Source organism: Methylobacterium sp. NPDC080182 (genome assembly GCF_050281105.1).
Taxonomy (GTDB): Bacteria; Pseudomonadota; Alphaproteobacteria; order Rhizobiales; family Beijerinckiaceae; genus Methylobacterium.
The window spans coordinates 32,827-54,400 of the sequence record NZ_JBNNWO010000011.1; the positions used below are offsets into that span (position 1 = coordinate 32,827).

The 21,574-nt window shown below is 72.0% G+C and carries 25 protein-coding genes and 1 tRNA gene; 15 read left to right on the top strand and 11 right to left on the bottom strand.

The window, feature by feature from the left end:
- The first annotated feature begins 154 nt into the window (after positions 1-154).
- The 4 genes from ACQKQD_RS19485 to ACQKQD_RS19500 all read left to right on the top strand — a co-directional run bounded on the left by ACQKQD_RS19485 (position 155) and on the right by ACQKQD_RS19500 (position 1,553).
- Positions 155-616 carry an anaerobic typically selenocysteine-containing protein gene (locus ACQKQD_RS19485; RefSeq protein WP_427509311.1) on the top strand — a complete coding sequence of 154 codons (462 nt, stop codon included), beginning with the start codon at positions 155-157 and terminating at the stop codon, positions 614-616.
- A gap of 4 nt (positions 617-620) precedes the next feature.
- Positions 621-1,040 carry a thiol-disulfide oxidoreductase DCC family protein gene (locus tag ACQKQD_RS19490; RefSeq protein ID WP_427509312.1) on the top strand — a complete coding sequence of 140 codons (420 nt, stop codon included), beginning with the start codon at positions 621-623 and terminating at the stop codon, positions 1,038-1,040.
- Positions 1,041-1,044: 4 nt separating this feature from the next.
- Positions 1,045-1,260 (top strand): hypothetical protein, encoded by a 216-nt coding sequence (locus tag ACQKQD_RS19495; RefSeq protein ID WP_012317770.1) that lies wholly within the window; start codon positions 1,045-1,047, stop codon positions 1,258-1,260.
- 158 nt (positions 1,261-1,418) lie between these two features.
- Positions 1,419-1,553 (top strand): hypothetical protein, encoded by a 135-nt coding sequence (locus tag ACQKQD_RS19500; RefSeq protein ID WP_267965754.1) that lies wholly within the window; start codon positions 1,419-1,421, stop codon positions 1,551-1,553.
- A 467-nt stretch (positions 1,554-2,020) separates the two neighbouring features.
- On the opposite strand, the gene ACQKQD_RS19505 is transcribed toward ACQKQD_RS19500, so the two are convergent.
- Positions 2,021-2,105, bottom strand: a tRNA-Leu gene (locus ACQKQD_RS19505).
- A gap of 67 nt (positions 2,106-2,172) precedes the next feature.
- Entirely contained in the window at positions 2,173-3,585 is a 1,413-nt protein-coding gene (gene leuC, locus ACQKQD_RS19510) for a 3-isopropylmalate dehydratase large subunit (RefSeq protein WP_427509313.1), read from the bottom strand.
- 244 nt (positions 3,586-3,829) lie between these two features.
- Between leuC and ACQKQD_RS19515 the strand changes: the two genes are divergently transcribed.
- Both ACQKQD_RS19515 and ACQKQD_RS19520 read left to right on the top strand, forming a co-directional pair.
- Positions 3,830-4,795: a 2-hydroxyacid dehydrogenase gene (locus tag ACQKQD_RS19515; protein WP_056525355.1), complete on the top strand. Its 966-nt coding sequence runs from the start codon at positions 3,830-3,832 to the stop codon at positions 4,793-4,795.
- Positions 4,792-5,703, top strand: a complete 912-nt coding sequence (locus ACQKQD_RS19520; protein ID WP_427509314.1) for an AprI/Inh family metalloprotease inhibitor — start codon at positions 4,792-4,794, stop codon at positions 5,701-5,703. The genes ACQKQD_RS19515 and ACQKQD_RS19520 overlap by 4 nt, the downstream gene beginning before the upstream one ends.
- Positions 5,704-5,745: 42 nt before the next feature.
- Here ACQKQD_RS19520 and ACQKQD_RS19525 read toward each other — a convergent pair whose 3' ends face one another.
- From ACQKQD_RS19525 to ACQKQD_RS19540, 4 genes are all read right to left on the bottom strand, one after another.
- Complete coding sequence (locus ACQKQD_RS19525; protein WP_091679862.1) at positions 5,746-6,360, bottom strand: cytochrome b; 615 nt, start codon at positions 6,358-6,360, stop codon at positions 5,746-5,748.
- Positions 6,361-6,427: 67 nt separating this feature from the next.
- A complete protein-coding gene (locus ACQKQD_RS19530) occupies positions 6,428-6,994 on the bottom strand; it encodes an NAD(P)H-dependent oxidoreductase (RefSeq protein ID WP_244526927.1) in 567 nt (188 codons plus the stop codon).
- Positions 6,995-7,178: 184 nt separating this feature from the next.
- Entirely contained in the window at positions 7,179-7,838 is a 660-nt protein-coding gene (locus tag ACQKQD_RS19535; RefSeq protein ID WP_427509315.1) for a class I SAM-dependent methyltransferase, read from the bottom strand.
- 2 nt (positions 7,839-7,840) lie between these two features.
- Positions 7,841-9,004 carry a glycosyltransferase gene (locus ACQKQD_RS19540; protein WP_091679870.1) on the bottom strand — a complete coding sequence of 388 codons (1,164 nt, stop codon included), beginning with the start codon at positions 9,002-9,004 and terminating at the stop codon, positions 7,841-7,843.
- 137 nt (positions 9,005-9,141) lie between these two features.
- Between ACQKQD_RS19540 and ACQKQD_RS19545 the strand changes: the two genes are divergently transcribed.
- Positions 9,142-10,353 carry a DNA topoisomerase IB gene (locus ACQKQD_RS19545; RefSeq protein WP_427509316.1) on the top strand — a complete coding sequence of 404 codons (1,212 nt, stop codon included), beginning with the start codon at positions 9,142-9,144 and terminating at the stop codon, positions 10,351-10,353.
- 35 nt (positions 10,354-10,388) lie between these two features.
- Here the strand turns inward: ACQKQD_RS19545 and ACQKQD_RS19550 are convergent, their stop codons facing one another.
- Positions 10,389-11,075, bottom strand: coding sequence for a LuxR C-terminal-related transcriptional regulator (locus tag ACQKQD_RS19550; RefSeq protein ID WP_427509317.1), 687 nt, complete (start codon positions 11,073-11,075; stop codon positions 10,389-10,391).
- Between the two features lie 212 nt (positions 11,076-11,287).
- Positions 11,288-12,184: a GGDEF domain-containing protein gene (locus tag ACQKQD_RS19555; protein WP_427509318.1), complete on the bottom strand. Its 897-nt coding sequence runs from the start codon at positions 12,182-12,184 to the stop codon at positions 11,288-11,290.
- Between the two features lie 74 nt (positions 12,185-12,258).
- Between ACQKQD_RS19555 and ACQKQD_RS19560 the strand changes: the two genes are divergently transcribed.
- A complete protein-coding gene (locus ACQKQD_RS19560; RefSeq protein ID WP_091679876.1) occupies positions 12,259-12,615 on the top strand; it encodes a hypothetical protein in 357 nt (118 codons plus the stop codon).
- On the opposite strand, the gene ACQKQD_RS19565 is transcribed toward ACQKQD_RS19560, so the two are convergent.
- Entirely contained in the window at positions 12,587-12,976 is a 390-nt protein-coding gene (locus ACQKQD_RS19565; RefSeq protein ID WP_020095852.1) for a hypothetical protein, read from the bottom strand. The two genes, ACQKQD_RS19560 and ACQKQD_RS19565, sit on opposite strands and share 29 nt — an antisense overlap.
- Before the next feature lie 149 nt (positions 12,977-13,125).
- Positions 13,126-13,356, bottom strand: a complete 231-nt coding sequence (locus ACQKQD_RS19570; RefSeq protein ID WP_026605348.1) for a hypothetical protein — start codon at positions 13,354-13,356, stop codon at positions 13,126-13,128.
- A gap of 319 nt (positions 13,357-13,675) precedes the next feature.
- On the opposite strand from ACQKQD_RS19570, the gene ruvB reads away from it, so the two are divergent.
- The 3 genes from ruvB to ybgC all read left to right on the top strand — a co-directional run bounded on the left by ruvB (position 13,676) and on the right by ybgC (position 16,367).
- Positions 13,676-14,731 carry a Holliday junction branch migration DNA helicase RuvB gene (gene ruvB, locus ACQKQD_RS19575; protein ID WP_042669274.1) on the top strand — a complete coding sequence of 352 codons (1,056 nt, stop codon included), beginning with the start codon at positions 13,676-13,678 and terminating at the stop codon, positions 14,729-14,731.
- A 367-nt stretch (positions 14,732-15,098) separates the two neighbouring features.
- On the top strand, positions 15,099-15,824 hold the full coding sequence (locus tag ACQKQD_RS19580) for a DUF4142 domain-containing protein (protein WP_042669273.1): 726 nt from the start codon (positions 15,099-15,101) through the stop codon (positions 15,822-15,824).
- 90 nt (positions 15,825-15,914) lie between these two features.
- A complete protein-coding gene (gene ybgC / locus ACQKQD_RS19585) occupies positions 15,915-16,367 on the top strand; it encodes a tol-pal system-associated acyl-CoA thioesterase (protein ID WP_091679884.1) in 453 nt (150 codons plus the stop codon).
- Between the two features lie 3 nt (positions 16,368-16,370).
- Here ybgC and ACQKQD_RS19590 read toward each other — a convergent pair whose 3' ends face one another.
- Positions 16,371-17,159: an HpcH/HpaI aldolase family protein gene (locus ACQKQD_RS19590; protein ID WP_427509319.1), complete on the bottom strand. Its 789-nt coding sequence runs from the start codon at positions 17,157-17,159 to the stop codon at positions 16,371-16,373.
- A gap of 308 nt (positions 17,160-17,467) precedes the next feature.
- Here ACQKQD_RS19590 and tolQ point away from each other — a divergent pair, with 308 nt between their 5' ends.
- The 4 genes from tolQ to tolB all read left to right on the top strand — a co-directional run bounded on the left by tolQ (position 17,468) and on the right by tolB (position 21,409).
- Positions 17,468-18,184, top strand: a complete 717-nt coding sequence (gene tolQ / locus ACQKQD_RS19595) for a protein TolQ (RefSeq protein WP_012317751.1) — start codon at positions 17,468-17,470, stop codon at positions 18,182-18,184.
- Positions 18,185-18,211: 27 nt separating this feature from the next.
- Positions 18,212-18,658 carry an ExbD/TolR family protein gene (locus ACQKQD_RS19600; RefSeq protein WP_020093363.1) on the top strand — a complete coding sequence of 149 codons (447 nt, stop codon included), beginning with the start codon at positions 18,212-18,214 and terminating at the stop codon, positions 18,656-18,658.
- 9 nt (positions 18,659-18,667) lie between these two features.
- Positions 18,668-20,005: a cell envelope integrity protein TolA gene (gene tolA, locus ACQKQD_RS19605; RefSeq protein WP_427509320.1), complete on the top strand. Its 1,338-nt coding sequence runs from the start codon at positions 18,668-18,670 to the stop codon at positions 20,003-20,005.
- A gap of 66 nt (positions 20,006-20,071) precedes the next feature.
- Positions 20,072-21,409, top strand: a complete 1,338-nt coding sequence (gene tolB, locus ACQKQD_RS19610; protein WP_091976958.1) for a Tol-Pal system beta propeller repeat protein TolB — start codon at positions 20,072-20,074, stop codon at positions 21,407-21,409.
- The last annotated feature ends 165 nt before the right edge of the window (positions 21,410-21,574 follow it).

Genomic DNA, 21,574 nt, shown 5'->3' on the forward strand with positions numbered 1-21,574 from the left:
CGCGGCCGCGAGCGCGGGCAACTTCCCGCCGCGACCGGGATCGCTCGCATCCGACCGGGTGCGGCGTTGCGCCCGGGAACGTCGCGGACCGAGCCGCCATTCCCGGCGGTGTGCTCGGCGGAGCGCGCTGCCCCTCCAATCCGGACGTATCGACATGCTGACACTCGCGCGCGGATCGGCGACGCTCCTGGCTCTCTCTGCTGTCCTGGCCGCAGGGCCGGCCCTGGCTCAGGGCAAGCCCCTGCCGCCGCCCGCCACCGACGCGATGCCGCCCGTGGAGCTGACGATCAGCCTGAAGGACGGCAAGCCGGTCTGCGACCCGGCCGAGCTCAAGCTTCCGGCCGACACCAACGTCGCGCTGAAGATCGTGAGCAGCGCCGACGCGCCGGTGACGATCACCGCGCCCGGGCAGTTCGAGAACGGCCTCGTGCTGCACGCCGACGGAGACCTCGTGCATGTCGCCAGCGAGAAGGGCTACATGGTCAAGCAGAACGGCAAGGGCACGCTGCGCCTGCGGACGATGAAGGCCGGGCAGGAGGAGTACGCCTGCACCAGCACGCGCAACGCCGACGCGCCCTTCAAGGGCAAGCTCGTCCTGAGCCCGCCCGCGAACTGAGCCCATGAGCACCGGCGCGGCCATGGCCGAGGATCGCTCCGACGGGCGGCTCAGCGTCTACTACGACGGCGGCTGCCCACTGTGCCGGGCCGAGATCGACCAGTATCGCCGGTGCGCCGGCGCGGACCGGCTCGCCTTCGTCGATGTCGGCTCCGGGGCGCCCGAGCCGGCGCTCGGCGCGGATCTCGACCGAGCCCGGGCCCTGCGCCGCTTCCATGTCCGGACCGCGGACGGGCAGCTGATCTCCGGCGCCGCCGCGTTCGCGCGCCTCTGGCGGACTCTGCCCGGCTGGCGCTGGCTCGGTCGCCTGGTCGACCTGCGCGTCCTCGGTGTCCGGCCGATTCTGCCGGTCGCCGAGCTGGCCTACCGGCTGTCGCTGCCGCTGCGGCCGCGCCTGGCCCGGCTGATGGCCCGCCTCCGGTGAGCCGATGGCGACCCGCTGCGTCCACTATGTCGGCTTCCGGGACGACCGGTACTGGAACGCCTACCGGATCTTCGGCGGTCCGCGCGTGATCCACCGGCGCTGGGATTTCTACGCGACCCGCGACGTCGGACCGGACGACGTGGTGGTGTTCGCCGAGGGTGACGAGACGCAGCCCGTCGCGGACAGGAACGCCACGGACCTCGACGAGCGCTGGCTGTAGCGGTCACGCGGGGCGTGCCCCTGCCGGGAAATGGGCTCCCGCGGATGCCGCCGCGTCTCCGTGCCGGAGGAAACCCCAGCACCTTAAGAGGTATTGCGCCCCCACAACAATTCGCGAGAGTAGCGGTGAGCTTCCACTCGCAATCGAGGAGGTCCGCGGTGGTCGAGATCCGTATATCGGAGGACAACGACGGCCGCTGGACGGTCTACGCGCCGGGGCTGGTGGTCACCGATCTGACGCACGAGGAAGCCCAGGCTTTCGCGGCGAGCTACCGGCGCGTCACCGCAGCGTGATCGGGCGAAGCCGGCGCGGCCGTGCCGGCGGGTTTGCGTGGATCCCCGGAGGGACGTCACGCCGCCGCGCGCACGGCGCTGTCGCAGCGCGGGGCACGAAAAAACCGCCGCGGCCGGAGCCGGGCGGTTCGAGGTGATCTCGCTGGGGGAATGTCGAGACTTCGTCTACGCGCGGGATGGCAGCGCGGTTCCGGTCTCGAGGTCGAACGGTGCCCCCTGAGGCCCGGACGACCACTCCTACCGCCGCGCCTCCTCGCCGCCCCGTGATCGCATGGCTCGCCACAGCTGAGGAAACGGCGGCACAGCGCCGGGGCCGGTCGGTCGGACGGGGCGACCGATACGCGGACAGTGGGTCGGGCTTTGACGGCCCGAGAGGCGGGACGGGCGACCGCATCCTCGGTCCGCAGATCCCGCACCCCAGAAACAACAAAGCCCGCCATTGCGTTGGCGGGCTGCTGTCAGGCATTTGGTGCCCAGGAAAGGACTCGAACCTTCACCTCTCGCGAGACTGGTACCTGAAACCAGCGCGTCTACCAATTCCGCCACCTGGGCTCGCCGTCGGCCATCGGCCGGCGACGGCTCCGTTTAGGCAACGGAGCCGCCGGCGTCAATCGCGATTTCAGCCCTGCGGCCACTCCCGGATGTCGACGAAGTGTCCGGTGACCGCCGCGGCCGCCGCCATGGCCGGAGAGACGAGGTGCGTGCGTCCGCGGGGACCCTGGCGGCCCTCGAAGTTGCGGTTCGACGTCGAGGCGCAGCGCTCGCCCGGACGCAGCTTGTCCGGGTTCATGCCGAGACACATCGAGCAGCCCGGCTCGCGCCAGTCGAAGCCCGCCGCCTTCAGGATCTTGTCGAGACCCTCGGCCTCGGCCTGCGCCTTCACGAGGCCGGAGCCCGGCACGATCATCGCCGAGACGCCCTCGTGCACCTTCCGGTCGCCGACGACCCGCGCGACCTCGCGCAGATCCTCGATGCGGCCGTTGGTGCAGGAGCCGATGAAGATCCGGTCCAGGGTGATGTCGGTGATCCGGGTGCCCGGCGTCAGGCCCATGTAGGCGAGCGCCTTCTCCTTCGACTGCCGCTTGTTCTCGTCGGCGATCTCGGACGGGTCCGGCACGCGGCCCTGGATCGAGATCACGTCCTCGGGGCTCGTGCCCCAGCTGACGATCGGCGGCAGGTTGGCCGCGTCGAGACGCACCTCGCGGTCGAAATGCGCGCCGGCGTCGGTGACGAGGCTCTCCCAGTAGCGGCGGGCCGCGTCGAAGGCCGCGCCCTTCGGCGCCTTCGGGCGGTCCTTCACGTAGGCGAAGGTCGTCGCGTCGGGGGCGACCATGCCGGCGCGGGCACCGCCCTCGATCGACATGTTGCAGATCGTCATCCGGCCCTCCATCGAGAGCGCGCGGATCGCCTCGCCGGCATACTCGATGACGTGGCCGGTGCCGCCGGCAGTACCGATCTCGCCGATGATCGCCAGGATGATGTCCTTCGCGGTCACGCCGGGCGGCAGCGTGCCATCGACGGAGGCGCGCATGTTCCGGGCCTTGCGCTGCACCAGGGTCTGGGTGGCGAGCACGTGCTCGACCTCCGAGGTGCCGATGCCGTGGGCCAGCGCCCCGAAGGCGCCGTGCGTCGAGGTGTGCGAATCGCCGCACACGATCGTCTGGCCGGGCAGCGTGAAGCCCTGCTCCGGGCCGATGATGTGGACGATGCCCTGGCGGCGGTCGAGGGCGTCGTAGAACTCGATGCCGAAGTCGCGCACGTTCTCGGCGAGCGCCTCGAGCTGCGTGCGGCTCTCGGGATCCTCGATGCCCTGCGAGCGGTCCGAGGTCTGGACGTTGTGGTCCACGACGGCCAGCGTCTTCTCCGGATGGCGCACCTTGCGGCCGGCCACGCGGAGACCCTCGAAGGCCTGCGGGCTCGTCACTTCGTGGACGAGGTGCCGGTCGATGTAGAGGAGGCTGGAGCCGTCCGGCTGGACATCGACGACGTGGTCGTCCCAGATCTTGTCGTAGAGGGTGCGCGGGCTGGTCATCGGTCTTCGTCTTCGGCGATTGGGGTCGGTGCAGAACTCTCGCGATGATGCGTGGTCCTTAGTAGGCATCGCGCGCGGTTTTCGAAAGAGGCGAGCCCTGTGCCGGCCGAACGGCCGCCCGGCTGATCCGCGCGGTTGTCACCGCCGGCCGCTCCTGCGCGCTGGCGCCCCACCCCGCACAGGCTCTATGCCGGGACGGGGGAGGCGGCCGACACCGACGCGCGGCCGAACGTGGGAGTGAACGATGGCTGAGGCCCCGGTCGAGATCCTGTTGCTCCGGAAGATGCACCCGCTGGTGGAGAAGGCCTTCGCCGGGCGGTACGGGGTCCACCGGCTGGCGGAGGCCGCGGACCCGGAGGCCCTGCTCGCCGAGATCGGCCCGAGGATCCGGGCGCTCTGCGTCGGTGGCGGGGTGGACGGGGCGCTGATGGACCGGCTGCCGAACCTCGAGCTGATCGCGAATTTCGGCGTGGGCTACGACGCCGTCGACGCCGCCGGGGCGCAGCGGCGCGGGATCGTCGTCACCAACACGCCGGACGTCCTCACCGACGAGGTCGCCGACCTCGCCCTCGGCCTCACCCTCGCCACCCTGCGGCGGATCCCCCAGGCCGACCGCTACCTGCGGGACGGCCACTGGCCCAAGGCGCCCTTCCCGCTCACGGCATCGCTGCGCGGGCGGCGGGTCGGCATCCTCGGTCTCGGCCGGATCGGGCGGGCGATCGCCCACCGCCTGGAGAGCTTCGGCGTCGCGATCGACTATCACGGCCGCAGCCGGCAGGCCGACATACCCTACACGTATCACGATACGTTGATCGGCCTCGCCCGCGCGGTCCACATCCTGATCGTGGTGGCGCCCGGCGGCGCCGACACGCGCAACCTCGTGGACGCGGCCGTGCTGGAGGCGCTCGGTCCCGAGGGCATCCTGATCAACGTCGCCCGGGGCACCCTGGTCGACGAGGCGGCGCTGACCGCGGCGCTGAAGGCGGGCACGATCCTCGGCGCCGGCCTCGACGTCTTCGAGAACGAGCCGCACGTGCCCGCGGATCTCGCCGCCCTCGACAACACGGTGCTGCTGCCGCATGTCGGGTCGGCCTCCGAGCACACCCGCGCGGCGATGGCCCAGCTCGTCGTCGACAACGTCGTCTCGTGGTTCGAGGGACGGGGTCCGCTGACGCCCGTCGCCGAGACACCCTGGAGACCGACCGCGTGAGACAGGCTCGGGCCGCCCTGCTGGCCGCATCGGCGCTGATCGCGGCCGCCGCGATCGTCCGACCGGCCGCCGCCCAGGACGTGCCCGCCGCCACAGACGAGGCCGCACCGCCGTCCCCTCCTCCGGCCGCGGAGACGCTCGCGGCGCCCCCGGCTCCGACCGCGCCGCCGAGCCTCCCCGAGAAGCTCGGGCAGGTGCCGGGAACCTGGGACCTGTCGCGGGACGGCACCAACCGCCGCTGCGTCATGACGCTGGTGCTCGACAGCGGCGAGGCGGGGCAGCGGCTGCGCTTCCCGGCGGGATGCCGGAGGGCCCTGCCGGTCCTGAACGGGGTCGCCGGCTGGCTCTTCGTCGACGGGGCCGTCCGCCTCGTCGACCGCAACGTCCGCCCGGTCCTCGATTTCGCCAAGCGGCCGGACCAGCGCAGCCTCGTCGCCCAGGCCGAGGGCGGCGAGCGCTACAGTCTCGTTCCCCTCGACATCGTCGCGATGCGGCCGGCCGACGCGGCCGCCGCGCCCGAGACCGCGCCGACGGATCCGGCGAGCCCGGCCCCCTCCCCGCTCCAGACCGCGGCCCCGGTGCCGGCCGAGCTGCAGCCGCCGGCGACCGCCTCGGCCGCGACCGCCTCGGCGGGGCCGGCGCCGGGCCTCTACGCCCTCGACCGCTTCCAGCAGCGCGATACCTGCCGGATCAACCTCGACGGGGTCGGCGGCGGCGTGCACATCGTCCCCGGCTGCCACGACAGCGGCCTGGAGGTGTTCGATCCGGTGCGCTGGCGCTACGCGAAGGGCCGGATGACGCTGACCGCCAAGCGGGGCCACAGCATCGACCTCGTGCCGAGCGGCGACGGCCGGTGGCGGCGCGATCCCGAGGTCGGCACCACCTTCGTCCTGCGCCGCGTCGATTGAGCGCACCGCGCGACGACGGCCGCGCGCTCGATGACGGGCGCGTCAGCGCGACGAGCCGCGCCCGTCCTGGACCGGCAGCATCCGCTCCAGCAGACCGTCGCGGCGGATCACCAAGTGCCACGCCGTGCCGGCGACGTGCAGCAGGACCAGGGCGTAGACGAGCCACTGGCCGAACACGTGGATCGACTCGAAGATCTTCTGCGTCGCGTCGTCCTTCGGCAGTCCCGGGATCGTGAACAGCCAGAAGTACGGCGTGTCGCGCCCGGACAGCGCGCTCAGCAGGTAGCCGCTGATCGGCATGATCAGGAAGATCGCGTAGAGCAGGAAGTGGTTGACGCGCCCGATCAGCGTCAGGAGCCGGGGCGCCTGCGGGTCCGGCGGCGCGGGCCGGATCATCCGCCAGAGGATCCGCACAACCACGATCGCGAGGATCGTCAGGCCGACCGACTTGTGCAGCACGAACATGCTGCCCTTGGCGGGCGTCGGCGGCAGGCTGATCGCGACCCAGGCGAGCGGCAGCACGGCCAAGACCAGGGCGGCGTTCAGCCAGTGCAGCGCCTGCGAGACCGGATGGTAGCGTGGCAGTCCGGACGCCGTGACGTAGGTGGCGGGCAGCGCGGTCGGCGCCTTGCCGGCCGTGAGCGGAGAGCCTGACATGATCCCTCGCGGATGAGCGTGGTCCCGCTTCGATCTAGGGCTCGCCTCCGGCCGGAATAGTCTCCCGTCAGACGGATACGCCGGTCGCGGTCGTCCGCGACACGTCGAGCAGGGCTGCGAGTTCCGCGGCCGCGGCGCGCAGCCGGATCGCCACGGTCTCGTCGACGATGCGGCCATCCACCAGGTCGTCGGACCCGGCATAGACCGAGGTCGGCGCGACGTGGGCCGCGAAGAAGCCGAACAGGGGCCGGAGCCCGTGCTCGACCACCAGGGCGTGGCGCAGGCCCCCGCCCGTCGCGGTCAGCGCCACCGGCATGCCGATCATCCGGGCCGGGTCGACGAAGTCGAAGACGTGCTTGAACAGCCCGGCATAGCCGCCCTGGTAGACAGGCGTCCCGACGATCAGCGCGTCCGCCGCCTCGATCGCCTCGACGAGGCGCGCGGCGGGCGCCGAGAGGTCGTCCCGCTGCGTCGCGCCGAGGCCCGGGCCGGCATCCATCAGGTCGTACACGGCGAGGTCGATCCCGCGCAGGCGACCGAGTTCGGCGCCGAGGGCCTCGACCAGGATGCGGGTACGCGAGGGTCGCTTGGCGCTGCCCGAGAAGGCGACGACGCGGGCACGGCTGGGCTTCACACTCGACTCGACACTCACCACGAAACCTTCCGCCGCAGCACGCCCTGATCCGGGACTCCGAACACCCTGGCGCATGCGCGGCACGCGACGCGGGTCGATTCGACGGTAACGCATTCCCGCGCCGGATAAAGCCTCGGCGCGGCCGCGCGGGCGGCGGTTCGGCGGGACCGTCTCGGCGGATCCGTCATCCGCGGAGCCGCCAGACGTGGCTGCGCTTGATCTCGGAATCCTCCAGCGCGCGCGAGACCGGAACCTCGTAGGTCGCGAGGCAGTCGAGGCGGTCCCGCGGAAGGTAGGTGCGGCCCGGATCGCCGATCAGCACGGTGACGCCGCGCGCCTGCAGGCGAACGAGCCAGGCGGTCACGGCCTCGGCGAGGTCGCGCTCGTAGAACACGTCGGCCGCCAGGACGAGGTCGGCCCGGGGATCCGTGGCGAGGAGATCGTCGGCGATCGCGGCGACGCGGTCGCCGACGCCGTTGGCCGCGGCGTTCAGCCCGATCGCCGCGACGGCGAAGGGGTCGAGGTCGCTGGCGACGACGTGGCGCGCCCCGGCGCGGGACGCCGCGATCGCGACGAGGCCGGACCCCGAGGCGAAATCCACCGCGCGCGCGCCGTCCGCGACGTCCGGGTTGTCGAGGACGTAGCGGGCGAGCGCCTGGCCGCCCGCCCAGGCGAACGCCCAGAACGGCGGCGGCAGCCCGATCGCCTGCAACTCCTCCTCGGTCCGCTGCCAGAGATCGGTCGCCTCGTCGGCGACGTGCAGGCGGATCTCGGGCGCGTGGGGGACGGGCAGCAGGCGTGTGTTGGCGCGGATGAAGCCGGCGGGATCGTCCGGTGCGCGCACGGTCAGGCCTCCAGCAGGTCGCGCCACACGGCGCGGACTTGGTCGGTCACCGCCGTCTCGGTGAAGCCCCCGGTCTCGATCCGCGCCCGCGCGGCCGCGCCCAAGCCGGCGACGAGACCGGCATCGCCGCTCAGGCGCGCCAGGGCGGCGGACAGAGCCGGCGCGTCGTCCGGGGGAACGAGCAGGCCCTCGACGCCGTCGCGCACGAGGCTGCGGCAGCCCGGGACGTCGGACGCGACCAGCGCCCGGCCGCAGGCGGCGGCCTCCAGCAGCGTCCGCGGCAGGCCCTCCCCGCCGCGCGAGGGCAGGCAGGCGACGTGGTGGCCGGCCCAGACCCCCGCGACGTCGGTCGTCGGCCCGTGCCAGACGATGCCGTCGCGGCTCCAGGCGCGCAGGGTATCGGCGCCGATCGCCCGCCGGTTCGACGGGTCCGGCGCGCCGTACAGCGCCAGCTCCACCGGCGCGCCCTGGCTCCGGGCGAGGCGGACGGCCTCGACGGCGACGTCGATCCCCTTCGACCACAGCATCCGGGCGACGACGGCCACCCGCAGCGGCGGCATCGGCGGCAGCGGCTGCGGGACGAGGATCGCGGGATCGACGCCGGCGCCGCCCACCACGGTCACTGACCGGTCGAGCGGGTCCAGGCCCAGGGCCAGGGCGTCGTCGGGGTTCTCGAACAGGAAGCGCGTCCGCGACGAGGCCAGCGGCCCCCGGATCAGCGCCCGCAGGGCGAGGCGCGCCGCCCGGCCGAGGCGGTCGCTCCGGGCGCCGACGAGGCCGAGGCCGGTCAGGGCGAAGACGCGGGACGGGATGCCCGCCATGGCGGCGGCCGTGCCGCCGACCAGGATGCCGCGCAGGGCGATGCAGTGGACGATGTCGGCCTTCAGCGCCTTCAGGATCGCGGCGAGCTGCCCGGCCGCGTAGCCCGCGGCCATCGGGTTGAGGCTCGCCCGCTCGGCCTCCAGGTTGACGACCTGCGCGCCGGTCGCCTCGATGGCGGCCCGGTGGAGGCGGACCCGCGTCACCACCGCGACCGAGAGACCCATGCCGACGGCGGCGCGGGCCATCGGCAGGAAATGCGAGGCGAAGAACCAGTCCTCGGTCACCACGAAGACCAGGCGGCGCATCGGAACGGGCAGGTTCCCGGGTTCGGCATCGGACTGCATCCGTCCCCTCTAGCACGGCGGCGGGGCCCGTCCTGCGACGGATGTGCAGGCCCGGAACGGCGATCCCGTGCCGCCGGTTGTCCAAGGCCTTCTCGCCGGGCGAGGCAGCCCGGCGGCGTCGATGGGAGGGGCTGTTCATGGCGTGCGTCGAGACGGCGGAGAGCGGCGGAGACCTCCGCGCCGCGGCCGAGGAGGCCGGGCTCGTCTACGTCGATGACGGCCGGCCCGGGCTGACCCGCCGCCGCAGCGGCACCGGCTTCCGCTACCTCGACGCGAAGGGCAAGCCGGTGCGCGACAGGGCCGTGCTGGCCCGCATCCGCGGCCTCGCGATCCCGCCGGCCTACACGGACGTCTGGATCTGCCCGCGCCGGAACGGCCACATCCAGGCGACCGGCCGCGACGCGAAGGGGCGCAAGCAGTACCGCTACCACCCGGACTTCCGGCAGGCGCGGGAGGCCAACAAGTTCTCGCGGATCATGGCCTTCGCGGACGCGCTGCCGGGCATTCGCCGGCGCGTCGACGCCGACATGAGGCGGCCGGGCCTGCCCCGCGACAAGGTGCTGGCCACCGTGGTCCACCTGCTCGAGACCACGCTGATCCGCGTCGGCAACGACGATTACGCGCGGACCAACAAGAGCTACGGCCTGACGACCCTGCGCGATCCCCATGTCCGGATCGAGGGTTCGGCTCTGTCGTTCCGCTTTAAGGGCAAGAGCGGCAAGACCTGGGACGTGTCGCTGAAGGACCGGCGGGTCGCCCGGATCGTCAAGGCCTGCCAGGACCTGCCGGGCCAGGAGCTGTTCCAGTATCTCGACCCGGACGGCACCCAGCGCGACGTCACCTCCTCGGACGTGAACGCGTACCTGCGCGAGATCACCGGCGAGGACTTCACCGCCAAGGATTTTCGGACCTGGGCCGGCACGGTGCTGGCGGCGCTGGCTCTGCGGGAGTTCGAGAGCTTCGACAGCGAGGCCGGAGCCAAGCGCAACATCCGCGCGGCCATCGAGAACGTCGCGGGGCGCCTCGGCAACACGCCGACGATCTGCCGCAAGTGCTACATCCACCCGCAGATCCTCGACTGCTACCTGGAGGGCGGCCTGCTCCTGCAGGTGAAGGACGCGGTCGAATCGGAGCTGAGCGAGGACCTGTCGAGCCTGCGGCCCGAGGAGGCGGCGGTGCTGGGACTCCTGCAGGCGCGCCTCTCCGCCGCCGAGGACGCGGTCAAGGCCGGAGGTCGGGTCAAGCCGGCGGGCGCGCGGAAACGCGGGGCGAAGGCGCCAGAGCGGTCCAAGAGCGGGACGACGGCCAAGCGCGCGTCCGGAGCCCGGAAGGCGGCCGCGGCCGCTTAGGGGGGCGGTCTCGCCGAGACCGCCCGATCCCCCTCTCAGTGCCGGGACTGGCTGTCGTTGCCCGAGGACCGGTTGTCGGTGCCGCGCCGAACCTGATCACTGGAATCGACCACGGGGGCCAGGCCGAGCTGGCGGGCCAGAGAGACCAGGTCCTTGAGCCGGCCGGTCTGGGTCTTGCGCCGCAGGTTGAGCCGGTGAGTCTCCACCGTTCGCACGCTGAGCGCCAGCCGCCGCGCGACCTCCTTGTTGCTGAACCCGGAACTCAGGAAGCGCAGCACCTCGGCCTCGCGGGGCGTCAGCCCGAGGCTCTCGCCGGCCTCCGGGGGCATCGCCACCGGCTGCTCCGGCGGGACCAGCACGTCTGAGCCCTCCGCCAGCGCCAGCAGCGCCGCGCCGAGGTCCCGCGGCGACTTGGAGCGCGCCACGAAGGCGTCGGCGCCCGCCGCCAGCAGGGCGCGGAGGTCGTCCGCCGTCAGCGCGCCGAAGGCGACCAGCGTGCGCAGCGCCGGCTGGCGCTCCTTCAGGGCGACGATGCGGGCGATCCCGTCGGCCAGCCGGATCTCGTCGAGGAAGACCAGGGCGACGCTACTGCCGGCGTCGGCGCGCTCGAGATCGGCCTCGCCGATGGTGTGGAATTCGGGCATGTGCTCGAGGGTGGCGCGAACCGTCGCGCTCAGGTCCTCCGGCTCATCCAGGATCAGGACGCCAACGGCCGTACTCATGACCTCGCACCTCTCTCTCCCGGCTTGATACAGGCGGCCGGGATCGAAGGCGAAGTTCCAAGATCCGTTCCAGCAACAACTCGCGAATATTAAGCTTTATATTGGCCGAATCGCTCCCCAGAAACGGATACTCGGCGAATCAATGCGCCGATCTGGGACGACGGTGGGACACCGCTCGACGGACTGTGCCGATCCGGGACGGGCGGTCCGGCTCAGCCCGCGACGGCGCGGATACCCTCGCTGTGATCCGGCACCACCCGGTTCCGGCCGCCGCCCTTCGCCGCGTAGAGCGCGACATCGGCCCGCTTGACCAGGGCCTCGACGCTGTCGCCGTCGCGCCACGTGCTGACGCCGAAGCTGCAGCTCAGCGCGATCGGACCCCGCGCCCCGCGGATCCGCAGGGCCTGGACGTCGGCGCGCAGGCGCTCGGCCTGCGCCACGGCCTCCGCGAGCCCGCGGCCGGGCAGGATGACGGCGAATTCCTCGCCGCCGAGGCGTCCCGCGATCCCGGCACCGGCGATCAGCTCGGCCACGGCCTTGATCGCCACGTCGCCGACATCGTGCCCGTGCTCGTCGTTGATGCGCTTGAAGTGATCGATGTCGAGGAGGATCGCCGAGACGGCGCCCGGCCTCGGGTCTCGCGCCGCGGCGGCCCGCGCGCGCTTGAAGAAGGCACGCCGGTTGTAGGAGCCGGTCAGCGGGTCCGTCTCGGCGAGGCGGATCAGCTCCTCCTGCATGGTGGTCAGGCGCTCGGCCGCGCGCAGGCGCGCGTTCAGCTCCTCGGCGCTCGGCGGCTTCTCGATGAAGTCGTCGGCGCCGCTGTCGAGGGCCTCGGCCAAGCTGCGGACGTTGCGGGCCGACGACATGGTGATGACGTGCAGCGGCCCGCGGGATTCGGCGAGGAGCCGGGCCGACCAGCAGAGTTCGAGCCCGCAGAGCGGCCGCACCTCCAGGCTGGTGATGAGGACCCGGACCGCCGGCGTCGCCGCCAGGAACTCCAGCGCCCGCTCCGAATCCGTGAACGGGTGCACCGCGTGGCCGCGCGGCTCGATCAGGGACGCGATGATCTGCAGCACGACGCGGCTCGAGTCGACGATGACGATCTGCATGGCGTGACCCGCACCCGATATCCGCGGTGTAAGCTGGAAGGCTTAACCGCCCCCCAACGGAGCTGAACCCCGGTATGAGCGTGGCCATTACCACTCCAGATCGGCGCTATATCGTTGTCCGGGCGCGTCTGTGGCGCCGCGCGAATCCCGACCTGTCGGAAACCTGTCGGGCCGCGCTGGTGCAGCGCCTGATGGCGGCGCGCCGGGGCGTGAAGGAGGCCAAGCGGGCCGAGCGCGCGGGCGAGCCGGGCGCCGCGGAGGCGCTCGCCGCCGCCAGGGCCGAGGTCGATGCGGCGAAGGTCGGACTCGGCGAGCGCGGCCCGGTCTGGTGGACGGACGGCGCGCCCGACCTCAACCGGCGCCTCGTCCGCAACACGCCCTACGCGGCGTGGTTCGCGGCGCTCAGCGCCGGGGAACCTGAACCGCGATGACCCGGGCCCCCGCGACCGGGTCGGCCCCGACGGCGCGCGCGCCGCGGCGGCCGTAGGGGGCGGCGTTGATCACCGTCAGGGTCGGCTCGGCCGCCGGAGCGGCCTGGATGCCGGTCACCGTCGGCACGCCGTAGGTGCCGTAGCTCCAGGGCGTGGGCACGATCTGGGTCGGGCGCGGCACGCGGGTCAGCGGGGCGCCGATATAGGTGCCCCGCACGAACTCGCCGGCAAAGCCCGGATCTGCGGCGTAACCGGGCGCGTAGGCGACCGGAGCATAGGGATCGGCGCTCCGGAAGGTCTGCGCCGACGCGGGCGCCGCCGCCGCCAGAGCGAGCAGGGTCACGATCGTCCGGTTGGCCATGGGTCCGGCTCCGAGGGGTGTCGGCGGGCGCGGTGCGCGCCGGGTGCGGGGCCAACAGACCGGTTCACCGGCCGTTCCGCGTCTCCAGTCGCGCAGAGTGCGTAACGGTCCCGTCATGCCCAGCCGATCGGCCCCCGGGTGCGCACCGGTCAGCGGCAGGTGGTGATCCGCCGGACCACCCAGCCCTCGCCCTCGATCCACAGACGGCGGCGGGCCCGGCTGCAGGTGACGTCGTCCTCCCGCTCCGCCGAGACGGGATGGACCTGCGGGTTGGCCTCGGCGACCTTGGTCTCGGCCGGGCCGTTGGCGGCCTGGGCCGCGAGCGGAACGGCGAGCATGACGGTGCCGGCTGCGGCGGCAGCGATCGTACGGAGTTTCATCGGGGAGAAGCGCCCTGCGGCCATGCTTGGAGGTTTGGTCCAGGAATGCTCGGGCCGGCGGTTCGGTTGCATCCCGGTTGCGTCGATCGCGACGGCCCGTGCGCTCGCTCACATCGCCGGTGGCGCCACACGGGCTGACGCCTGGCCACGACACTTGGCCACGACACTTGGCCACGACACTTGGCCACCTTGCCCGGCCGCGGCGCTTAGACTTCCCGGCTTTCACGGGTAAGGAAGAACAAAACCGGACGCGCCGGTGCCCAGCCGTCCTGCGAGACCGCCCATCGCGGGCCGCGGCACGGTCCACGAAGCAGGGTTCATGAGCAAGTCGAAGCCTCCGACCAACGCGCTCCTGACACCGGAGAAGCGCACCGAGGACGTCGATCAGACGATCCGCCCCCTGAGCCTGTCCGAGTTCATCGGTCAGCGCGCGGCGCGGGCGAACATGCAGGTGTTCATCGAGGCGGCGAGGAAGACCGGGCAGGCGCTCGACCACGTGCTGTTCGTCGGGCCGCCGGGCCTGGGCAAGACCACGCTCGCTCAGATCGTGGCGCGCGAGCTCGGCGTGAACTTCCGCTCGACCTCCGGGCCGGTGATCGCCAAGGCCGGCGACCTGGCCGCCCAGCTCACCAACCTGGAGGAGCGCGACGTCCTGTTCATCGACGAGATCCACCGGCTCAACCCGGCGGTCGAGGAGATCCTCTACCCGGCCATGGAGGATTACCAGCTCGACCTGATCATCGGCGAGGGCCCGGCGGCGCGCTCGGTCAAGATCGAGCTGCCGAAGTTCACGCTGGTCGGCGCCACGACGCGGGCGGGGCTGCTGACGACGCCGCTGCGCGACCGGTTCGGCATCCCGATCCGGCTGGAGTTCTACGAGATCGACGAGCTGGAGCAGATCGTGGCGCGCGGCGCGCGGGTGCTGGGCTTAGGGATGTCGGCGGAGGGCGCCAACGAGATCGCCCGTCGGGCGCGGGGCACGCCGCGGATCGCGGGGCGGCTCTTGCGGCGGGTGCGGGACTTCGCGGTGGTGGCGGAGGCCGAGACGGTGACGCGGGCGATCGCCGACCGAGCGCTGCAGCTCTTGGACGTGGACGGGGCGGGTCTCGACGTGATGGACCGCAAGTACCTGAGCCTGATCGCGCGCTCGTTCGGGGGCGGGCCGGTGGGCATCGAGACAATCGGGGCGGCGCTGTCGGAGCCGCGGGACGCGATCGAGGACATCATCGAACCCTACCTGATCCAGCGCGGCTTCGTGCAGCGCACACCCCGCGGACGCGTCCTCACCCGACACGCCTACCGGCACATGCAGATGCCGGAACCGAAGCGCGAGACGCCCGGGCAGTTCGGCTTCTTCGGTGACGGAGAGCCCTGAGGACCGGTCAACGCGTCTCCATGCATTGAATTCGGACCAGCATTTCACCGGGCACATGCGCGGATCGCGAGATGCTGCGCGCGGCAGCCGGGTGAGTTCCGCGTCGCGATCTCGGCAAGTCGCTGCCGTAACAGCCATTTTGTCGATCGGCTCGGAACAATATTGCCAAGCTTAGGCGGGGGTCTCGCCGATCACGTACGTGTAAAAACTGCCCGAGTGCGTGGAACAGCGCCGAAACGCGACAGTTGGGGAGGCGACCGCGCCGGGTCCGCTCGGCGCCGGCAAGGCTGTCCCGATCAGGGTCCTGCCCTCCGATCGCGGCAGATCTTCGCGATCTCAAGAACAACGTCAGGGATAAACTTCCGCCATGAAGAAACTCACGCTCGCCGTGCTCGGCCTGTCCGTCGCCGCCATCTCGGCGCCCGCCTTCGCGCAGGACGCCCTGCCGATCCGCGTGCTGCCCTTCGCCAATCAGGACGGCGTCGGCGCCGCCGCGACCGAGACCCCCGCCTTCCGGGCGGAGGCGCTGCGTTCGGACGCCGCCAGCATCGAGGCGAGCCGGATCGCCCTCCAGCGGTCGCGCAACCCCCGGGTCCGCAACTACGCCAACCGCGTTCTCGTGGAGCGCAAGGCGACCACCGACGCGCTGCTGCCGCCGAACACCTCCCTGACCCGCAACGGCTCGGTGGTCTCCGACAACCAGGGCATCCGCACCGACCTGAGCAACCCGGTCGGCCTCGTGCTCGCGCCGGTGACGGTGGCCGCCAACATCGGCACCGGCATCGTCGGCGGCGCCCTCGGCGCGGTCGGTATCGTCGACAACAGCCCGGCCGAGCCCGGCCGCCGCGTGGCCCTCGGCGAGCGCGGACAAGCGCGTCTGGCGCAGCTCCAGGCGGCCCCGAACGGTCGGGCCTTCGACCGGACTTACATCGACCAGCAGGCCCGCTCGGACGCCCGCACCCTGGCGCTCTACGACGCCTACGCCAAGCAGGGCGACAACGCCCAGGGCCGCAAGTTCGCCACCGAGGCCCTGCCCTACATCGCCGACGAGCACGCCCACTCGGCGAGCCTCGCGGCCCGCATCGGCGGCTGAGCGCCGCGAATGGCGTGATCTGCGCGAGGGCCGCCCCAGGGCGGCCCTCTTCGTGTTGCGCCTTCGCACAGCCCGTCGCTAAAGGGGCGCATGAGCGCGATCGAGCCCGCCAAGAATGGATCCGCGGAGGACGGTGCCCCGCCCCACCGGATGGGCGTGCGCGTCTACTACGAGGACACAGACTTCTCCGGCTTCGTCTACCACGCCAGCTACCTGCGCTTCCTCGAGCGCGGCCGCACCGAATTGCTGCGGGAACTCGCCGGCGACCAGTCGGACCTGCACCGCGACGCACGCGGCCTCGTCTTCGTGGTGCGGCGCATGAGCCTCGATTTCCTCCGGCCGGCCCGGATGGACGACCTGCTCACCGTCGTGACCCGCACGCGCGCCCTGCGCGGCGCCTCGATGCAGCTCGCCCAGGACGTCCGACGGGGCGACGAAGTGCTGGTCTCCGCGGAGGTCACAGTCGCCTGCGTGCGGGACGGCCGCGCCGTCCGCCTCCCGGACGCGCTGCGGCGGCGGCTCGCGCCCGGCGAGGCCGCCTAGACCTCAGCCGGCCCGCGCCGGGTCGGCCTCGCAGAGCACCCGCGCGAAGGCGTTGACGATGGTCAGCGCGTCGTACTCGACCGAGACCAGCTGGTAGCCCATCCCGACCATCTCCCGGGCCCGGGCCGGCGACGGCGCGAAGGCGCAGGGGATCTTGCCCGCCGCCCGGGTCTTGCGCGCGATCTCGCCGAGGGCCGCCGTCACCGCCGATCCCAGCGGGTCGATGGCCGCCCCCTTCGACAGGGCGATCGACAGGTCGGCGGGGCCGACCAGGACGCCGTCGATCCCCGGCACGGCGAGGATCGCCTCCAGGTCGGCGATCCCCGCCTCGGTCTCGCACATGGCGACCGTGAGCGCCCGGTCGTTGGCGCCCGCGAGGTAGTCCGCGCCGCTCCGGAGCCCCGAGAGCCACATGGCCCGGTCCGGTCCCCAGCTCCGCTGGCCGACCGGCGGGAATTTCGCGGCGGCGGCCAGAGCCTCGGCATCCGCGACGGTGTTGATCATCGGCGCCACGACGCCGGCGGCGCCCGCGTCGAGCATCCGCGAGACCATGGCGAAGTCGCCCACCGGCACGCGCACCAGGGTCGATTTGCCGGCGAGGGCGACCTCGGTGATCGCCGCACACGACGTCTTGTAGTCGTAGGTGCCGTGCTGCTGATCCAGCAGGACGGCGTCGAATCCGGCGCGCGCCAGGAAGCCGGCCAGCATCGGGTCGGCGATCATGGACCAGCCCAGGAACCGGGCCGGGCCGGTGGGCAGCAGATCGGGCAGGCTGGGAACGGGGAGGGTCATGCACGTCCTGCGTTTCTCAGGGCTGTCGACTCGGCGCCGTGGGCCGCGACCATACGGGAGGCGCTTTCGACAGGTCCAGCCCGGACGGCCCGTCGGACGGCGGCACATGCCTCAGGATCGCCCGGATCGAAACCGATCCTTAACCCTGCCGCGCCCTTAACGGAGGCGATGCCACGGCGGGGCGCGGGGGCCGTCGACGGCCCTTACTTTCGACAGATTCGCGGGCGACAGCGTTGATATCGCTCACGGATCCGGCGGACGCGGGCCTCGCCCGGCGCATCGCGATCCGGAGCAGGAGACCTCGACGGATGAACCCAGCCGACGCGATGCAGGCCGCGCCTGTCGCCGACATGACGCTGCTCGGCCTGTTCCTGCAGGCCCACTTCGTCGTGAAGATCGTGATGATCGGGCTGCTCAGCGCCTCGATCTGGTGCTGGTCGATCATCGTCGACAAGACGCTGCTGTTCCGCCGGACCAAGGCCGAGATGGACGCGTTCGAGGACGCCTTCTGGTCCGGCCGCTCCCTGGAGGAGCTGTTCCGCTCGTTCAACGACCGGCCGGCCACGGGCCTCGCCGCCGTCTTCGTCGCCGCCATGCGCGAGTGGAAGCGCAGCTTCGAGGGCTCCGGTCGGCAGATCCAGTCGCTGTCGCAGCGCATCGAGAAGCAGCTGGACGTCACCATCCACCGCGAGGTCGAGCGGCTCGAGTCGCGCCTGCTGTTCCTCGCCTCTATCGGCTCGGCCGGCCCGTATATCGGCCTGTTCGGCACCGTCTGGGGCATCATGACCGCCTTCACGTCGATCGCGGCCTCGAAGAACACCTCGCTCGCCGTCGTCGCCCCCGGCATCGCCGAGGCGCTGTTCGCCACCGCGATCGGTCTGTTCGCCGCGATCCCGGCGGTGCTCGCCTACAACAAGCTCCAGGCCGAGGTCTCCAAGGCGCAGTCGCGGCTGGAGAGCTTCGCCGACGAGTTCTCCGCCATCCTCTCCCGCCAGATCGACGAGCGGCTGCCGCTCGCCGCCTGAACCGGGTGATCCAGAGGAGACCGATCCATGGGCATGGCAGCGGGCGCATCGCAGGGCGGCAAGCGCCGCCGGCGCCGGGGCCGCCGCGGCGGACCCATCAATGAGATCAACATGACGCCGTTCATCGACGTCGTGCTCGTGCTCCTGATCATCTTCATGGTCGCGGCGCCGATGATGACCGTCGGCGTCCCCCTCGACCTGCCGCAATCCAAGGCCTCGCCGCTCAATTCCGACGTGAAGCCGATCACCCTGTCGATCCGCCAGACCGGCCAGGTCTTCCTCGGCGAGGACGAGCTCACCGACGACTCGATCGTGCCGAAGCTGATGGAGACCGCCAAGACCGGGACCGAGGAGCGCGTCTTCGTGCGCGGCGACAAGCGGGTCGATTACGGCCGCGTGGCGCAGGTGATGGCGATCGTGACCGGCGGCGGCTTCAAGAAGGTCGCCCTCGTCACCGAGCCTGAGCATCAGTAGGGCCGTCCCGTGGAGTTCCGCTTCGACCGCAAGGAACCGGGTGTCTGGATCTCCGCCGGCACCCACGTCGCGCTCCTCGCGCTGGCGCTGGTCAGCGTCGCGGCCCCGGCCCTGCCGGAGGCCCAGGAGGGCGTGCCTGTCGAGGTGATCACCGAGAACCAGTTCTCCGAGATCACAAAGGGCGAGCGTCAGGCCGACAAGCCGATGCCGAACGCCACCTCGCGGGCCGACCGCAAGGCCGAGAAGTTCGAGGACCGCGAGCCCGAGAATTCCAAGCAGGACGCGCCGACCGCGCCGACCCGCACGGCCGAGATGAAGCTCGCCAACGCGGACGAGATGCCGCTGCGCGCCGAGCCCGATCCGCAGGAGGCGGCCCAGGCCGCCAAGGCGGCGGAGAAGGCGGCGCAGGAGAAGCGCGACGCCGAGAAGGCCGGCGCCAAGGCGGCCGAGAAAGCGGCCGAGAAGGCCGCCGCGGAGAAGGCTGCCGCCGCCAAGGCCGAGGCGAAGGCCAAGGCCGAGGCGGTCGCGAAGGCCGAGGCCGAGAAGCGCGAGCAGCTCGAGAAGCTGATCGAGAAGCAGGAAGCCGAGGCCGCGGCGGCCGCCCAGAAGGCCGCCGCGAAGAAGGCCGAAGCCGCCAAGGAGGCGGCCAAGGAAGCGGCCAAGAAGGCCGCCGACGCGAAGGCCAAGGCCGAGGCCGAAGCCGAGCGTCAGAAGGAGATCGCGGAGGCCAAGGCCGAAGCCGAGCGCGAGAAGGCGGAGGCCGCCGCCAAGGCGAAAGCTGAGGCCGCGAAGGCCGAGGCGGCCGCCAAAGCCGAGGCCGCCGCCAAGGCGAAGGCGAAGGCCATGGCGGACGCGAAGGCCAAGGCCGATGCCGAGGCCAAGGCGCGCAAGCAGGCCGAACTCGCCGACAAGTTCAACGCCGGCGACATCCGCTCGATGCTCGCCTCGAAGGCGCCGTCGCAGTCGACCGGCGCCACAGGCCACGCGGTGCAGAAGGTGGCGGCGCTCGGCGCCGCGACCGGCAACGCGCAGCGCCTCTCGCCGTCGCTGCGCGACGCCCTGGTCGGCCTGCTCCAGCAGCAGATCGAGCGGTGCTACTCGGCGCCCCCCGGCGCGGCCCAGGGCGTGGTCCTGCCGGTTCTCGACATCCGCCTGAACCCGAACGGCTCGCTCAGCACGGAGCCGCGGATCATGCGCGGCGGGGCGAGCGCGGTCGACCAGTCGATCGCGCAGGCCGCACTCCGGGCGGTCCGCCGCTGCGCGCCGTACAACATTCCGGCCACCTACGCGCCGTACTACAACGACTGGAAGGCCATCAACGCGGAGTTCGAGTTCACGGCGACCTGAGGTCTTCCAGCCAGTGTCCCGCCGTCCCCGCGTTCCCGTCTGATCGTCACTCGGATCCGACCCACCATGCTGCACCTCCCCTCCGTCGGGCGCCTCCCGACGTCCTATGCCGCGCGCCTGCTCGCGCTCCTCGTGATGCTCACGGGCCTTCTGGCGGGGCCGGCCCAGGCGCAGCTGCAGCTGCGCATCGGCGGCGGCAACTTCCAGCCGATGCCCATCGCCATCGCGGATTTCGGCGGCGACCCGAGCCTCGCGGGCCTCGTCTCCGGCGTGGTCACCAACGACCTGCGCCGCTCCGGCTACTTCACGCCGCTCGACCACGCCCGCTTCCCCGAGCAGCCGAACTTCGACGCCGCGCCGAACTTCGAGAAGTGGCGCGCCACCGGCGTGCAGGGCCTCGTCACCGGCCGGGTCGTCCGCGAGGGCGGCCGGGTCAAGGTCGAGTTCCGGCTCTGGGACGTGACCAACGGCCAGCAGATGACCGGCCAGCAATACGGCACCGACGCCGCCAACGTCCGGCGCACCGGCCACCTGATCGCCGACGGGGTCTACACCAAGATCACCGGCCTCGGACCCTGGTTCGACAGCCGCATCGCCTTCGTGGACGAGACCGGTCCCAAGGAGAACCGGCGCAAGCGCTTGATGGTCATGGACCAGGACGGCGCCAATGTCCGGGCGATCACCACCGGCGAGATGTCGATCGTGGCCCCGCGCTACTCGCCGGCCACGCAGGACATCGCCTTCATGGCCCAGGCCACCGGCCACCAGCCGCGGGTGCAGATGATCAACCTGGAGACCGGCTCCCGCCAGGCGCTCGGCAACGTCGATTCGATGAGCGCGAGCCCGCGCTTCTCGCCGGACGGCCGCAAGATCGTGATGAGCGTCCAGCAGGGCGGCAACGCCGACATCGTCACGATGGACCTCGCCTCGAAGGCCCAGCGCTCGATCACCAACGGCATGGCGATCGACACCTCGCCGACCTACTCGCCGGACGGGTCGCAGATCGCCTTCGAGTCCGACCGCGGCGGCTCCCAGCAGGTCTACGTGATGGGGGCGGACGGCTCGAACCCGCACCGGATCACCTTCGGCCCTGGCTCGGCCTCGCAGCCGGCCTTCTCGCCCCGAGGCGACCTGATCGCCTACACCCGCCAGCGCAACGGCGGCTTCGCCATCTGCGTCTCGAAGCCCGACGGCTCCGGCGAGCGCGTGCTCACCGAGGGCTTCCACAACGAGGGCCCGACCTTCGCGCCGAACGGCCAGTACGTGCTGTTCTTCCGCGATCCGGGCGGCCAGGGCGGCGGCAAGCTGTTCATGGTCGACATCACCGGCAAGGTGGAGCAGCCGGTCCCGACGCCCGCCTACGCGTCCGACCCGACCTGGTCGCCGCTGCTGTCGGGCCGCTGAGCGCGTCGCGGAGCCCGGCTCACGGGGCGGGCTCCGGGGCCGTTCCCGATTCTGGTGCAACGGTTCGGCAGGACGGCAGCTCCGGTCGAGAGAGCTGCGCCTTACCCCTCCCCCATACGGGAGAGGGGACCCGCGTTTCGTGCGGCGCCGGCTCGCGGCGCCACG

What these genes read in the sequence shown, in the direction of transcription:
- ACQKQD_RS19485 (WP_427509311.1), top strand. Translation starts at nt 155, where the DNA reads ATGCTGACACTCGCGCGCGGATCGGCGACGCTCCTGGCTCTCTCTGCT.
- ACQKQD_RS19490 (WP_427509312.1), top strand. Translation starts at nt 621, where the DNA reads ATGAGCACCGGCGCGGCCATGGCCGAGGATCGCTCCGACGGGCGGCTC.
- ACQKQD_RS19495 (WP_012317770.1), top strand. Translation starts at nt 1,045, where the DNA reads ATGGCGACCCGCTGCGTCCACTATGTCGGCTTCCGGGACGACCGGTAC.
- leuC (WP_427509313.1), bottom strand. Translation starts at nt 3,585, where the DNA reads ATGACCAGCCCGCGCACCCTCTACGACAAGATCTGGGACGACCACGTC.
- ACQKQD_RS19515 (WP_056525355.1), top strand. Translation starts at nt 3,830, where the DNA reads ATGGCTGAGGCCCCGGTCGAGATCCTGTTGCTCCGGAAGATGCACCCG.
- ACQKQD_RS19525 (WP_091679862.1), bottom strand. Translation starts at nt 6,360, where the DNA reads ATGTCAGGCTCTCCGCTCACGGCCGGCAAGGCGCCGACCGCGCTGCCC.
- ACQKQD_RS19540 (WP_091679870.1), bottom strand. Translation starts at nt 9,004, where the DNA reads ATGCAGTCCGATGCCGAACCCGGGAACCTGCCCGTTCCGATGCGCCGC.
- ACQKQD_RS19545 (WP_427509316.1), top strand. Translation starts at nt 9,142, where the DNA reads ATGGCGTGCGTCGAGACGGCGGAGAGCGGCGGAGACCTCCGCGCCGCG.
- ACQKQD_RS19550 (WP_427509317.1), bottom strand. Translation starts at nt 11,075, where the DNA reads ATGAGTACGGCCGTTGGCGTCCTGATCCTGGATGAGCCGGAGGACCTG.
- ACQKQD_RS19555 (WP_427509318.1), bottom strand. Translation starts at nt 12,184, where the DNA reads ATGCAGATCGTCATCGTCGACTCGAGCCGCGTCGTGCTGCAGATCATC.
- ACQKQD_RS19560 (WP_091679876.1), top strand. Translation starts at nt 12,259, where the DNA reads ATGAGCGTGGCCATTACCACTCCAGATCGGCGCTATATCGTTGTCCGG.
- ACQKQD_RS19565 (WP_020095852.1), bottom strand. Translation starts at nt 12,976, where the DNA reads ATGGCCAACCGGACGATCGTGACCCTGCTCGCTCTGGCGGCGGCGGCG.
- ACQKQD_RS19570 (WP_026605348.1), bottom strand. Translation starts at nt 13,356, where the DNA reads ATGAAACTCCGTACGATCGCTGCCGCCGCAGCCGGCACCGTCATGCTC.
- ruvB (WP_042669274.1), top strand. Translation starts at nt 13,676, where the DNA reads ATGAGCAAGTCGAAGCCTCCGACCAACGCGCTCCTGACACCGGAGAAG.
- ACQKQD_RS19580 (WP_042669273.1), top strand. Translation starts at nt 15,099, where the DNA reads ATGAAGAAACTCACGCTCGCCGTGCTCGGCCTGTCCGTCGCCGCCATC.
- ybgC (WP_091679884.1), top strand. Translation starts at nt 15,915, where the DNA reads ATGAGCGCGATCGAGCCCGCCAAGAATGGATCCGCGGAGGACGGTGCC.
- ACQKQD_RS19590 (WP_427509319.1), bottom strand. Translation starts at nt 17,159, where the DNA reads ATGACCCTCCCCGTTCCCAGCCTGCCCGATCTGCTGCCCACCGGCCCG.
- tolQ (WP_012317751.1), top strand. Translation starts at nt 17,468, where the DNA reads ATGAACCCAGCCGACGCGATGCAGGCCGCGCCTGTCGCCGACATGACG.
- ACQKQD_RS19600 (WP_020093363.1), top strand. Translation starts at nt 18,212, where the DNA reads ATGGGCATGGCAGCGGGCGCATCGCAGGGCGGCAAGCGCCGCCGGCGC.
- tolB (WP_091976958.1), top strand. Translation starts at nt 20,072, where the DNA reads ATGCTGCACCTCCCCTCCGTCGGGCGCCTCCCGACGTCCTATGCCGCG.